Below are 13265 nucleotides of genomic sequence, written 5' to 3'. Positions count from 1 at the left end.
CCTTTGCTTACATGTCACGTCTAATATACTGAAAATACACTTTACCTATTATAACGAAAAAAACAGAGGGCGCAAAACCCTCTGAGTGAATCGGAATTAATTTAAGATTTTTATTTTGACCTGTTTCTTTCCCCAGCGGTAAGCTGAAGATTTTTCAGGGAAAAAGACATCAATCCGTCTTCCTTTAATGGCTGAGCCCGTATCAGCGGCCACGGCATCCCCGTATCCGTCTACGTGGACTCTCGTGCCGAGCGGAATGACGCTAGGGTCTACCGCAATGACTTTGGCATTCGGATTGCTTGTCAGGTTAACGCCTGTAGCCGTATGGCCGGAACAGCCGCTGCAGCTTGCGGTATAAGCCGTGGAAGACACGGTAATCACTTTACCGGAAGATCCGGTTTCGCCCGAAGATGCCTTCACAGGTGCACTGAGCTGCTCAATCTTGGGACTGTGCCGCTTTGTGCCGACCGCTATGATCTGATCTTTGCTTTTTTCAGATGTTTCTTCTTTGACAAGCTTTCTTGATACTTCTTTTCCATTTTCTTTGACAACATGAAAATGCTTTTTAAGTTTGCCTTCTTTTCCTTTTTGAACGATCTTTTCTTTCCCGCTGTCGAGAGACGCATCTTCTTTTTCTTTCACTTGATACGCTATTTTTTCCTCAACTACATCGGTGACTTTTTCGATACGAGTGATTTGTATACCGGCCTGATTTTTTGTGAGCTTTTCGTGTAATGCCGGTTTTACTTTATCTTCGTCTTTCATGTCCATCTTATGCTGCGTTAAAAAGTCAGCGACCGTAGTCGAAGTCGTCCATATTTTCTTTTTCTTTCCCGCATCATTTACAGTGACCTGAAAAGCCGGGTCGACCGTGACTTTCATGCCGTTTGTCACTTTCGTATCTGCTGCTGGATCTATTTTATCGTGCTGATTCACAGGTGTATGCTGTTCGTTCAGAAATGCGCCGACTGTTTTTGCCGTTGACCATAAAGTCTTTTCTTCTCCGCCTCTTGTCACACGGATCTGCTTTGCAGCTTCATACACGACATTCATGTTGTCTGCCAATGCTGTCTGCTTAGACGGGGTAATCCGGTCTTCATTTCTCGTCTCTATATGTAAATCTTCCAGAAGTTCCCCAACCGTTTTTGCATGAGTGCGTATTTGCTTTTTCTTGCCGTTGATGGAAACAGAAACTGATTGTTTTGAGAGCTCATGTGCCCCGTATGCAGTCCCGGTTCCGCCCAGCAGAATAATAGCTGCAATAAGAATAACCTTGCTTTTACCAAGCTTTACGGAAAACAGTTTTTTCATTTTTTGTGTGATGAAAAACGCCTCCTTCTCCTCGGAGAGATTATATAGAGTATCTAAAATGCTGTCAACCCTCCCATCTCGAAGATGAAAAACCTTCAGCGTATCCCTCATTATGCAAAAACAAAGCAAAAAAAGGAAGAGAGACATATCGACAACCTATCTTATGAGGAGAAGGAAGCTTGTAGAACGGTTTTACATATCCACTGAATCGGACAAGCCTTTACACGTTACGACAGCGCATTCTGTCAGTTCATGCGGAAAAGTCTTTTTGCGTTTTCGGTTGTAATTGAGGCAATTTCTTCATATGTCAGCCCTTTTAATGCAGCGAGCTGTTCAGCAACATATTTTACATAGCTTGGCTCATTTCGTTTACCGCGGAAAGGATGCGGTGTCAGGAAAGGACAGTCCGTTTCAATCAGCAAACGGTCATTCGGAATTTCCTTTGCTACTTCTTTTGGTTTCTTCGCATTTTTGAAGGTAACCGGTCCGCCGAATGAAATATAGAAATTCATATCCATACACTGCCGCGCAACCTCCGCGCTCCCCGTAAAGCAGTGCATAATGCCGCCGACTTCTTCCGCCCCCTCTTCTTTCAAAATCGTGACAACATCTTCCGTTGCATCACGATTATGAATGATAATTGGAAGGTTCACTTCTTTGGCGAGAGCGATTTGTTTCCGGAATACTTCTTTCTGAACGCCTTTTGGTGATTTATCCCAGTGGTAATCAAGGCCCATCTCTCCGATTGCCACGACTTTTTCATGAGAGGACAGTTCCTTAATCCATGATAAATCTTCCTCTGTCATGTCAATTGCGTCTACCGGATGCCAACCGATCGCAGCGTATATAAAGTCATATTCCTCAATCAGCTCCATCGCACGCGTGATAGTGGGTTTGTCGAATCCGACAACGACGATTCGTTCAACTTTTTCAGCCTTTGCACGCGCAATGACTTCCTCTAAGTCTGTGTCAAATTGCTCGGCATTTAAGTGCGCATGTGTATCAAAAAGCATCATAAAAACTCCTTTCTTGTTGAAAAACAAAAGGTGTTCGACGGAATGTTACACGTGAAACACCTTTTGCATCTATTTATTTATTTAATTCGAGTGCCTTTCGGTAATGACTGGTCGACAGCTACAACTTTGAGAACGCCGTCCGATTCTCCTGCCAGTATCATTCCTTGAGAAAGCTCGCCTCTCAGTTTTACAGGTTTTAAATTCGTTACACAAATGATCTTCATTCCCACAAGCTGATCCGGTGTATAATGCTTCGCGATACCTGATACAACTTGGCGCTGTTCAAAGCCCAGATCAATTTGCAATTTCAGCAGCCGATCTGCTTTTTTCACCGGCTCTGCGGACAAGACTTCTGCGACGCGAAGTTCTGTATCCATAAATTGATCAAACGTAATTTCAGGAAGACGCTCTGCTTCTTGCGGCTCTTCCGCCTTTTCTTCTTTAGCAGGAGCAGTTCCTTGCATTTTTTGCTTGATGTAAGCTACTTCTTCTTCAGCTTCAAGACGAGGGAAAAGCGGTTCCCCTTTTTTCACTTTCGTGTTCTTCAATTGGCCGAATGTCTGAATGCTGTCCCATGCTTTAAGAGACTGATCCTCAACTCCTAGCTGTGCAAACATTTTTTCAGGCGTTTGTGTCAAGAAAGGCTGGAGCAATACGGCTGAGATACGTAATGATTCAGCTAAATGATACATGACAGAACGTAATTCTTTTTCTTTTTCCTGATCTTTAGCAAGCACCCACGGAGCAGTTTCATCAATATATTTGTTCGTACGGCTGATTAATTGCCATAGCGTTGATAAAGCGACTGAAAACTCCATGTTTTCCATTGCCTTTTCATAAGCTTTAACCGTTTCACCGGCTACAGAAGAAAGCTCTGAATCAAAATCGGTCACATTTCCTTCATATGAACCAATCTCGCCGTCAAAATATTTTTGGATCATTGCGACTGTACGATTCAGAAGGTTTCCTAAGTCGTTCGCCAAGTCATAATTAATCCGTTCTACGAAACCTTCCGGCGTAAAGACACCGTCAGAACCGAACGGTACTTCGCGAAGCAGGTAATAGCGAAGTTCATCCAAGCCGTAGCGTTCAATTAACGTTACCGGATCAACGACATTTCCTTTTGATTTCGACATTTTTCCGTCTTTCATCAATAACCAGCCATGCGCGAATACTTGCTTAGGCAGCGGGAGATCAAGCGCCATCAGCATAATCGGCCAGTAAATGGTATGAAAACGGACAATTTCTTTACCGACAAGATGGACGTCAGCCGGCCAGTACTTTTTGTAAAGCTCATCATTTTCCGTATCGTAACCGAGCGCTGTAATATAGTTGAACAGTGCGTCAATCCATACATACACGACATGCTTCGGATTTCCCGGCACTTTTACGCCCCAGTCGAACGTCGTTCTGGAAACGGCCAAATCTTCAAGCCCCGGTTTAATGAAGTTGTTAATCATTTCATTTTTGCGCGATTCAGGCTGAATGAAAGAAGGATTTTCCTCATAAAACTTCAGCAGGCGGTCTGCGTATTTGCTCATGCGGAAGAAGTATGACTCCTCTTTGATTAATTCGACCGGGTGTCCGCTGTCAGGGCTTTTTCCGCCGACAACCTCACCCTTCTCATTTCGTTCCACATCCACCAGCTGTGTTTCCGTATAGAATGTTTCATCAGGGATGCTGTACCAGCCCTCATACTCATCCAGGTAAATGTCACCATTATCAAGAAGTTTTTGAAACACTTTCTCGATAATTTCTTTGTGCCGGCTTTCCGTCGTCCGGATGAAATCATCGTGAGAAATGTCGAGCTGCTTCCATAGTTTTTGGATTTCAGCAACTGCACGATCCACATAAGCTTGAGGCGTGATATTCTCTTCCTCCGCTTTCTGCTGGATTTTCTGTCCGTGCTCATCCGTTCCGGTTAAGTAGCGTACGTCAAATCCTTTTAATCTTTTGTAACGCGCCATCGCATCGCCGGCCACGGTAGTATAAGCATGGCCGATATGTAATTTTCCGCTCGGATAATATATCGGGGTTGTAATATAAAAAGTATTATTGTCTTGCGGCATGTTGCAACCTCCCATTCAGAATGTCGAAAAGCTCACGCCCAAAGGACGAGAGCGGTTTTATTTGATATACAATATTGATATTTGTCCTCTATCTATGATACCATCTTAGCCTTTAAGATCAAGGATATATACGTACTGCGCGTAAAAGAGTAAATAAAATTAAAAATTTTTATTGAAATTAAAAAAAGTCTTAACATGTCGAAATTTGTCGTATATAATCTACTAATATAAAACATCTTGGTTCGAAAGTCTTGATTTAAAAGGATTTTCAGTAGGATAATAGGTTCGAAAAAGCAGTCAAAAAACCTGTTATTTCAGGATTTCCAAGGCTTTACTTACTATAAGAACTAATTCTTACAAACAATAGCAAACAAAAAGATTGACGATTATTGGAAACCTTGTTATGCTAGGAATGTAAGGAATTTTGTCGAATAATGACGAAGAAAAATATAAACTACAAATAATTATCTCTCGGGAGGAGACTGTTAATGAAATCTACTGGTATCGTACGTAAAGTTGATGAACTTGGACGCGTAGTTATCCCTATCGAACTTCGCCGTACACTGGGCATCGCAGAAAAAGACGCTCTTGAAATTTATGTTGATGATGAAAAAATCATCCTTAAAAAATATAAACCAAACATGACTTGCCAAGTAACTGGTGAAGTTTCTGATGATAACCTTAAACTTGCCGGCGGCAAATTGGTACTCAGCAAAGAAGGCGCTGAGCAAATCATCTCTGAAATTCAAAACCAGCTTCAAAACCAAAAATAAGCTATTTCATACAAAAACCGTTCTTGTTACGACACAAGAACGGTTTTTTTTATGATTGAATGTGATAGGCGTCATAAATCTCGCGTTTCGGCACGTCCCGATCTACCGCTGTTTGTTTTATGGCCTGTTTGGAAGAAGATCCTTCATTTATGTAATGCTCCACATGTTCTTTCTCAGAAAGCTCCGTCCACCAAGGCTTTTCCTCTTCATCCGGTTCAGCGGTTTGATTTCCTTCGACAACGAGACAGAACTCACCGCGGATTTGATCTTCATTTGCCCATTCAATCACCTCGGCGATGGTTCCTCTGATGAATTCCTCGTACTTTTTCGTTAATTCTCTCGTGACGGCGATGGTTCGATTACCCAAAACGTCATGCATTGCTGTTAATGTTTCTTTTAATCTGTGCGGCGCTTCATAAAATATCATCGTTTCCTGCCGTTTTTTCAGGATTTCGAGTTCTTTCTTCTTTTCTTTTTTCTGTCTGTTTAAAAATCCGTAGAAGAAAAACGGCTGCGGGGTGATGCCTGATGCGGTCAGCGCGGTTAATGCCGCATTTGCACCCGGAAGCGGAACGACATATCCGCCGATTTGGGTGAAATCTCTCACAATCTCAGCCCCCGGGTCGGAAATTGTCGGCATGCCGGCATCACTGACCAATGCCACATTCTTTCCGCTTTTCAGCCATTCAATGATTTTATGGCCGCTGCTTTCTTTATTATGTTCATGATAGCTGATGAGAGATGTTTCTATGGCATAAACATGGCACAGCTTTTTCGTCTGTCTCGTATCTTCGGCAGCTATGACATCGGCCGATTTCAGCGTCTCTACTGCACGAAAGGTCATGTCCTCCAAATTGCCGATCGGTGTAGGAACAAGGTACAGAGTTCCCATTTCAGATTTTCCGTTAAAACTCATCTGGCGTCTTAACATATACAGCCTCCTTGCTGCGTCGTTTTTCTTCTATATATTGCTCTTTTTTCTTTCGGGTCAGCTGTTTAAAACGGTATTCCGCCTGCATCGCTTCCCGTTTTGTTTCAAATGATTCCGCATGGCATAACGAAACCGGCCTCCGCGCCCTTGTGTACTTCGCGCCCTTTCCCTCATTGTGGGTTTTCAGCCGTTTTTGCAGATCATTTGTATAACCGGCATACAGACTGTTGTCATTGCACAGCAGCACATAAAAGAAATGACTATTTGTCTCCATATAAAATCGTGCGGATCTCTTTCGTATATTCATTTTGTTCATTGTATACGAACAGCGGGGGAAGAATTTTGAGATCAGGGCGGCCGCCTTTAATTCCTTCAACCAAAATGGTATTCGCTTCTTTACCTTGTTTCGGATAAATAAACTGAACCCGTTTCGGTTCTATTCGGTACGCTTTCATTAATTCAAAGATTTCCAAAAGCCTCCCCGGCCGATGAACGAGAGCCGCTTTTCCGCCTTGCTTCAGCAGTTTGCTGCTGACGGAAATCACATCTTCAAGCGTGCAAAGGATTTCGTGCCTTGCGATTCTGAGATGCTCGTTCAGGTTCTGCTCCGCTTCTTTCGGTGTTTTAAAATAAGGCGGATTGCAGGTGACAACATCATATTTATTATGTCCGAGTCTTTCCGGCATATTTTTCAGATCATCATGAATGAGACTGATCTGACCGCCCAGCCCGTTGTATTCCACGCTTCGGAGCGCCATATCATACAAGCGTTCCTGAATTTCAACCCCGGTGATATCGGCTTTTGACCTTGTGCTGAGCAAAAGCGGCACAATGCCGTTCCCCGTACATAAATCAACGATGTTCCCCTTTTGAATCGGAACGTATGCAAACTTAGACAGCAGCACGGCATCTAATGAAAAAGCGAAAACCGTCGGACTCTGTACTATTTTCATATCCTCTGCTAATAAGTAATCCAATCTTTCATCATCACGTAATGAAACCATAATCTTATTCCTTTCGGCACTCTTTGAAAAAGGCTTCCGACAACAGCGGAAGCCTTTTCCTTATTTTTTATTTAAGAAGGACAGACAAAAAAGGCAATCTCCCTTGCGGACGCTCCCATAATGGACGTTGCAAATATGAAAGCCTTCTTGATACAGCCGGGCCAGATTGTCGTACCCTTCTCCTATATCACTCTGCTCTGCCTTCTGTGTTTTTGTTTCTTTCTGATCGGCTTTGAATTTCTCAATTTGCTCTGTCGTGTCATCAAGCCGCTTACGCAAATGCTTATTTTCAAGCTGAAGATGGTGATTCTCTTCAATCATTTCGCCGATATGCTGCTTTAAGTCACCCAGCTGACGGTACAGCGAACCGATTTGTTCCTCCAGGTTTATGACAGTATCAAATAACTCTTTTTTATCCAAGGTTCCACACCTCGTTAATCTGTGGTTTGTGCGGATACGACGCCCTCTTCCAAGAGCTCTTCCCAAGTATATTCTATCACTTTTTCACGATTCTTCAGTTCCACCTGAAGCACCCGTTCCAGAATATTAAGACCGACAACCTTTGCGGGGCCGTTTGCCGTCGTAATCATTTCGCCTAAATCCGGCAGCTGTTCTTTTGCCGTCTCATACTCATCATTTTCGTACTTCAAACAGCACATCAAACGGCCGCACAGACCGGAAATCTTCGTTGGGTTCAACGATAAATTTTGATCCTTCGCCATTTTGATGGACACCGGTTCAAAATCACCGAGGAACGTGGAGCAGCAAAGCATTCTCCCGCATGGTCCGATACCGCCGAGCATTTTCGCCTCGTCCCTCACCCCGATTTGGCGCAATTCGATTCTCGTTTTAAAGATAGAAGCCAAGTCTTTGACCAATTCCCTGAAATCTACCCGTCCGTCTGCTGTAAAGTAAAAAATGACTTTATTGCGGTCAAATGTAAACTCAACATCAACCAGCTTCATATCTAAGCCGTGGTCAGCCACTTTTTTCTGACAGACTTCAAAAGCGGACAAGGCCTCCTGTTTGTTTTCTTCTACAATGAGAAGATCGCGTTCATCAGCAACGCGTATGACCTTTCGAAGCGGAAGCACAACATCATGCTCGTCCACTTGTTTATTTGCGATGACAACCTGCCCGTATTCGACACCTCTTACGGTTTCAACAATGACGCAGCTGTCTTGTTCTATATCAAATCCGTTCGGATCAAAATAATAAATTTTTCCCGCTTTTTTAAAGCGGACGCCTATTACGTTGTACAAGCTTATCCCTCCTGCAACGTTAACACCAAGTGCTCCATTAATCCCTGCACATTCACATTGGAATGAAGCCGTTTTTTTGCTTCTAAAACAGCGAGAATTTGGTTCGTAACGCTTTGTTGTGTAAATTGCAGCGCATGCTGTTTTATTGATTGGAATAAGTCTTGATAAATCAGTTTATCTTCATTTCCAATTTGGATGGATAATACATCACGGTATATCAATAAGAGCATATCAAGACCCATTTCTTGATGGGTTTTTTCTTTGAAAAAGGGCACCCACTGATCCTGAATGAAGAAAAAGGCATGTCCTTTCCGCTGATGTAAGACTTCATACAATTTTATCACTTTCGCTCTGGACTCTGCAAACTCATCATTTCGACTTAATTCGACTGCTTCCGCAATATTATTTGTCATATTTGCTAAGAGCCGGGCCATGTGAGGGCTCACTTCCTGTTCAATCAGTCTTTCTTCTATGGCTTTCGGCTGAAGCGGCTGGAACGGAAGAACCTGACATCTCGAAACAATGGTATCCAGTATTCGATGGAGCTGCTCAGTAATAAGAATTGCGATGGTGTCTTGACTCGGCTCCTCTAAAAATTTCAGCAGACTGTTTGCTGCATTTGTCGTCATTTGATCCGCATGGGATATAATGTACAGCTTTTTATGCGATTCCAGTCCTGTTTTAGAAAACTCTTCCTGAAGCGATTGGATCTGAGCCTTTTTAATGGATAATCCGTCGGGCTGAACCACATGTAGGTCGGGATGGTTTCCGGATTCGATACGCTTACAGTTCCGGCATTCCCCGCAAGGCTCAGTCCCGTCTTCAAGGCAAAAAAAGCTTTTTGCGAGAAGCAGTGCGGCATCCAATTTGCCCGTACCTTTTTTGCCTTCAAACAGATATGCGTGAGAAAGCCTTTTCTTTTCAATGCTGTTATGCAAAAGCCGCATCACTCTGGGCTGCTGCCCGGTCATTTCCTTCCATGATATTGCCATTGTATCACTCTCTATGTGTAAAGGTTAATCAATAAACCTTTTATTTCTCCGATTCGATCCAGCAAATCAATTGCCGGTTTTTCCTGATCTAACATTTCTTCCGTCAGCTGAAGCAGTTTTTCATCTATTTCTTTCACAAGCCCCAGAGTCCGGCTGCTGCCGTACAGGTCAAAGCTTTTCTCCGTCTCATGCGATAATCCGCTGTCTACGGCCTCTTTTACAAAACGTTTTACCAATCCTTTGAATTTCGCTAAGTCTTTGAAGTTTCTCGACTTCGTCAGCCTTTTCCCGAACGTTTCTATATCCGTTAAGAACCTGCTCAGCTGATCAAATTTCAGCTTGCTGCTTTGGCTGTCCATTGAACTTTTAAATGTTCCGGAAAGCTCTGCCGCTTTATAAGCAGGCTGCTGCTTTTTCTCAATAAATGTACGTAAGTCAGAATTTATTTTCACGTCGTCAAATCCTTAAAATTGATGAAATTCATCGACCGGGAGGACAAAGACCGTCGCTCCGCCGACTTCCACTTCGACGGGATATGGAACGTAGGAATCCGCATTCCCGCCCATCGGGGATACCGGGGCAATCATCTGATCACGTTTACAGCCATTCTCTTTAATGAGGCTGAGCGCTTTATCGACACGGATATCTTCCACCCCGATCATAAACGTCGTATTGCCTGATTTAAGGAATCCGCCTGTTGTCGCAAGTTTCGTCACCCTAAAGTTGTGGTCGGTTAATACTTTCAAAAGCCTGTTGCTGTCCTGATCCTGCACCACTGCCACTATTAGTTTCATTCTCTAGGCCCCCTTTAGGTTGGAAAGAACATTGTCGTTACATTCATTATAGCAACTTATGAGAAACAGGTCACAACTGAATTTTTTTCAATGCTTCATTTATCACTTGAAGTGCGTCCTGAATGACGAGTTCCTTCTTTTTCGATGCGTCGATTGTATGGAATCTTTCCGGAAAACGCTGCATTACCTTTTGGTATCCTTCCCGTACTTTCGTGTGAAAGTGCAGGGCCTCAAGATCGAGACGATTCTTTTCTCTTGAATCATTCGACGTAATCCGTTTCAACCCTTCTTCCGGCTCAATAGAAAAATAGATGGTGACATCAGGCATCGTATCGCCGATTGCAAACTGGTTGATAGAAAGAACTTCATCAATCCCGAGCCCTCTCGCATAGCCTTGATAAGCCAGCGAACTGTCGATGAAACGATCGCACAGCACAATGCGCCCTTCTTTCAATGCAGGCTGCACCTTTTCGGCTAAATGCTGTCTTCTCGCCGCAGCGTAAAGCAGTGCCTCCGTTTTTGCATCCATCAGTGTATTGTTTTTATTTAAGATCACTTCTCTGATCTGTTCCGCAATGTCGATGCCGCCCGGTTCTCTTGTCGCTGTCACCGGAAGCCCCTCTGCCGACAGAATCTCTTTCATTTCCTGAAGCACAGTCGTTTTCCCTGCACCTTCAGGACCTTCAAATGTTATAAATAAACCGCTCATGATTTCTCCTCTTCTATATAGACAAGTAATTGTTCCCCGTTTAACAAGCCTTGAATATGCGCGTCCATGCCGATTAAACGGGAAAGCTTTTGTACGATCTCTTCTGTTATCCGTTCTCCGTCCATGATCAGCGGAATTCCCGGCGGATAAGGAATAATGTTCCCCGCATGCAAGCGCCCGGCCGCCTTATTTATATCTGCAGGCTCTTTTGTAAACTTCCGCATCTCATTTTGCGGATATTCAAGTGTCGAAATGGACGGAAATGTCCAATTCACGGCATCCGGCAATTTATCGGGCGGTGTATTCTCCAGTTTCTGCTGTATGTTTCTTACGGTTTCCTGTTCTATCATCCGCCGGCCGCCTATCGGCAGGACGAGCAATACTTGGTATTCGTCAGCCAGCTCGGCAACAATGTCTTCACTCTCCAAAATACGTTGTAATGAATAGCCGGAATGTCCGAGCTTTGAGCGAAGAATTAATTTTAACGGATCCGCCCGCAGCCCATATCCGGAAGGCTCGATTATTTCAATAGAAGAAATTGATGCGAACCTTCCTTTGATTTTCTCAATATGCTCCATATGAACGGGAAGTGTCCCTTTTTCAGCAATATCCTGTACATAAGCGCGCGCCGTATCTAAAGATGCCATAATCGGGTATGACGGGCTGCTGCTTTGCAAACTGCTTACATAATAAGTTAATCGTTCTCTGTCAATTCTGGTGCTGTTCAAATGAAAGTAAGACCCCATCGTCATAGCCGGAAGCGTTTTGTGAGCCGATTGAACAACGGCGTCCGCCCCCATAGCCAATGATGAAGGCGGGAAAGGCTGGCCTAACACAAAGTGAGCCCCATGAGCCTCATCCACCAGTACAGGAACGCCGTATGAATGGGCTTTTTTAACTGCCGCAGTCAAATCGGCAGCATGCCCGTAGTAAGTCGGATTGGTCAGAACAAGTCCTTTCGCGTTCGGATATGACGCCAGCGCGTTTTCGATGACTGAAAGGGATACATGTGCCGGCACATGCATGTTTTCATCGAATTCCGGCGACAAATAAACCGGCTTGGCTCCGGCCAATGCCGCCGCATGGAAAACAGACTTGTGACAATTACGCTGGATCAGAATGGGTTCACCCGGTTCACAAACAGCTAAAATCATCGCCAGATTGCCGGCGGTCGTTCCATTGACGAGAAAGAAGCTTTCCTGAGAGCCGTAAAATCTGCTCACCAAATCCTGCGCTTCCTTAATGACCCCCGTCGGGTGGTGCAAGTCATCAAGACCCGTGATCTCAGTCATATCAATAGATAAAAGAGATTGATATACAGATTTGGCTTCATCAAAAAAGACATCTCCATTGTGATGTCCCGGAACATGAAAAGAGTACGTATTTCGGTGCGCATGCTTCATCAGCGCTGTATATAAAGGTGTGTCCATTTTTAAACAAATCCTTTGCCTGTCTTTCTTATTATATCGTGCCTGCGAGCCAACTTAAAGCTAAGACTTTTTGCCATCTAGCCGTTATCCCGGCCGGTCCCCATATCAAGCAGCTTCTTTTTTAAATCGCCTTCCATGATAACAAGCTCCTCCTCGGCACGCCTGCGTTTCATCCTGCCTTCTTCTTGAATAGACATGATTTCTTCAAGTGTGCTGACTAAGCTTTCCTGCACTTTTTTGAGGGTCTCTGCCTCAACAAGTCCGCGCTCATTGGCTTTGGCGGTCTCGACTGTACTTGTTTTCAGAAGCTCAGCATTTTTCAGGAGCAATTGATTCGTCGTATCCGCCGCCTTCTGCTGTGCATCTGCCGCACTCCGCTGCTTCATTAGTGTCAGGGCGATGGCAACTTGATTCTTCCATAAAGGAATAGCCGTAACAATGGAGGACTGAATTTTCTCTGCCAGTGCCTGATTCGTGTTTTGAATCAGACGGATTTGCGGCGCACTCTGAAGCGTAATCTGCCTGCTCAGCAGCAGATCATGCACTCTCTTATCCAGACGGTCGGCAAACTGGCGAAGGTCATTCACTTCCTGCGCGGCCATTTGATTGTGTTCTTGTAATTCGGCTTTTCTTGCCGCTTCGGGTATCAGCTTTGTTTTCAGCTCATCTAATTTTAATTCCCCCGCTGCTATATACATAGTTAAATCAGAAAAGTATTGTTTATTTTGGGCGTACAGCTGATCTAACAATTTATTGTCACTCAACAGCACATTTTTAGAATGTTCCAGCCTTCTGCTGATACGGTCAATCTGCACACTTGTCTTTTGATATTTCGAAAGCACTTCCTGCACAGAACCGGATACCCTTTTAAACAGCCGGGCGAAAAAACCTTTGTTCTTCATCTGCAGATCATCGGGGTTTACCTGGTCAAGCTTCAGCATCAAATCAGCCAGTATCTGTCCCATCTCTCCTGC

General features: G+C 44.0%; 15 protein-coding genes (1 of these 15 running past the window's edge). 1 reads left to right on the top strand and 14 read right to left on the bottom strand.

Translation table 11 applies throughout. From position 1 onward, the window contains the following. Window positions 1–96: 96 nt before the first annotated feature. From NYE50_RS00265 to metG, 3 genes are all read right to left on the bottom strand, one after another. On the bottom strand, window positions 97–1422 hold the full coding sequence (locus NYE50_RS00265; protein ID WP_023356663.1) for a G5 and 3D domain-containing protein: 1326 nt from the start codon (window positions 1420–1422) through the stop codon (window positions 97–99). Window positions 1423–1556: 134 nt separating this feature from the next. Beyond that, the gene (locus NYE50_RS00260; protein WP_121984736.1) at window positions 1557–2324 is read right to left on the bottom strand and encodes a TatD family hydrolase; all 768 of its coding nucleotides are present in this window, start codon (window positions 2322–2324) and stop codon (window positions 1557–1559) included. An 80-nt stretch (window positions 2325–2404) separates the two neighbouring features. Beyond that, the gene (metG, locus tag NYE50_RS00255) at window positions 2405–4396 is read right to left on the bottom strand and encodes a methionine--tRNA ligase (RefSeq protein WP_022552471.1); all 1992 of its coding nucleotides are present in this window, start codon (window positions 4394–4396) and stop codon (window positions 2405–2407) included. Window positions 4397–4878: 482 nt separating this feature from the next. On the opposite strand from metG, the gene abrB reads away from it, so the two are divergent. Then, window positions 4879–5169, top strand: a complete 291-nt coding sequence (abrB, locus tag NYE50_RS00250; RefSeq protein WP_169510469.1) for a transition state genes transcriptional regulator AbrB — start codon at window positions 4879–4881, stop codon at window positions 5167–5169. Window positions 5170–5218: 49 nt separating this feature from the next. Here abrB and rsmI read toward each other — a convergent pair whose 3' ends face one another. The 11 genes from rsmI to NYE50_RS00195 form a co-directional block, all read right to left on the bottom strand. After that, the gene (gene rsmI, locus NYE50_RS00245; protein WP_017419497.1) at window positions 5219–6100 is read right to left on the bottom strand and encodes a 16S rRNA (cytidine(1402)-2'-O)-methyltransferase; all 882 of its coding nucleotides are present in this window, start codon (window positions 6098–6100) and stop codon (window positions 5219–5221) included. Next, on the bottom strand, window positions 6075–6374 hold the full coding sequence (locus NYE50_RS00240) for a GIY-YIG nuclease family protein (protein ID WP_007409921.1): 300 nt from the start codon (window positions 6372–6374) through the stop codon (window positions 6075–6077). The genes rsmI and NYE50_RS00240 overlap by 26 nt, the downstream gene beginning before the upstream one ends. Further along, complete coding sequence (locus NYE50_RS00235) at window positions 6361–7104, bottom strand: tRNA1(Val) (adenine(37)-N6)-methyltransferase (protein ID WP_004264717.1); 744 nt, start codon at window positions 7102–7104, stop codon at window positions 6361–6363. Before NYE50_RS00235 ends, NYE50_RS00240 begins: the two co-directional genes overlap by 14 nt. 60 nt (window positions 7105–7164) lie before the next feature. Beyond that, the gene (gene yabA / locus NYE50_RS00230) at window positions 7165–7524 is read right to left on the bottom strand and encodes a replication initiation-control protein YabA (protein ID WP_004264720.1); all 360 of its coding nucleotides are present in this window, start codon (window positions 7522–7524) and stop codon (window positions 7165–7167) included. Between the two features lie 14 nt (window positions 7525–7538). Next, window positions 7539–8366 (bottom strand): competence/sporulation regulator complex protein RicT, encoded by an 828-nt coding sequence (gene ricT / locus NYE50_RS00225; protein ID WP_004264723.1) that lies wholly within the window; start codon window positions 8364–8366, stop codon window positions 7539–7541. Window positions 8367–8368: 2 nt separating this feature from the next. Then, the gene (gene holB / locus NYE50_RS00220) at window positions 8369–9358 is read right to left on the bottom strand and encodes a DNA polymerase III subunit delta' (RefSeq protein ID WP_007409919.1); all 990 of its coding nucleotides are present in this window, start codon (window positions 9356–9358) and stop codon (window positions 8369–8371) included. Window positions 9359–9369: 11 nt separating this feature from the next. Then, on the bottom strand, window positions 9370–9810 hold the full coding sequence (locus NYE50_RS00215; RefSeq protein ID WP_004264730.1) for a YaaR family protein: 441 nt from the start codon (window positions 9808–9810) through the stop codon (window positions 9370–9372). A gap of 12 nt (window positions 9811–9822) precedes the next feature. Beyond that, window positions 9823–10152 carry a cyclic di-AMP receptor DarA gene (darA, locus tag NYE50_RS00210; RefSeq protein WP_004264734.1) on the bottom strand — a complete coding sequence of 110 codons (330 nt, stop codon included), beginning with the start codon at window positions 10150–10152 and terminating at the stop codon, window positions 9823–9825. 70 nt (window positions 10153–10222) lie between these two features. Next, the gene (tmk, locus tag NYE50_RS00205; protein WP_007615155.1) at window positions 10223–10861 is read right to left on the bottom strand and encodes a dTMP kinase; all 639 of its coding nucleotides are present in this window, start codon (window positions 10859–10861) and stop codon (window positions 10223–10225) included. Further along, on the bottom strand, window positions 10858–12291 hold the full coding sequence (locus tag NYE50_RS00200; RefSeq protein WP_224988852.1) for an aminotransferase class I/II-fold pyridoxal phosphate-dependent enzyme: 1434 nt from the start codon (window positions 12289–12291) through the stop codon (window positions 10858–10860). The genes tmk and NYE50_RS00200 overlap by 4 nt, the downstream gene beginning before the upstream one ends. A gap of 77 nt (window positions 12292–12368) precedes the next feature. After that, window positions 12369–13265 carry the 3' portion of a toxic anion resistance protein gene (locus NYE50_RS00195; RefSeq protein WP_224988854.1) on the bottom strand. It continues 222 nt past the right edge of the window, so only the last 897 of its 1119 coding nucleotides appear in the window; its start codon lies off the right edge, out of view; the stop codon is at window positions 12369–12371.

This window comes from Bacillus sp. EU55 (genome assembly GCF_038005925.1).
Classification (GTDB): Bacteria; Bacillota; Bacilli; order Bacillales; family Bacillaceae; genus Bacillus; species Bacillus velezensis.
Note: the sequence above shows the minus strand (reverse complement) of the source record. Positions and strands in the feature narration are given on the sequence as shown.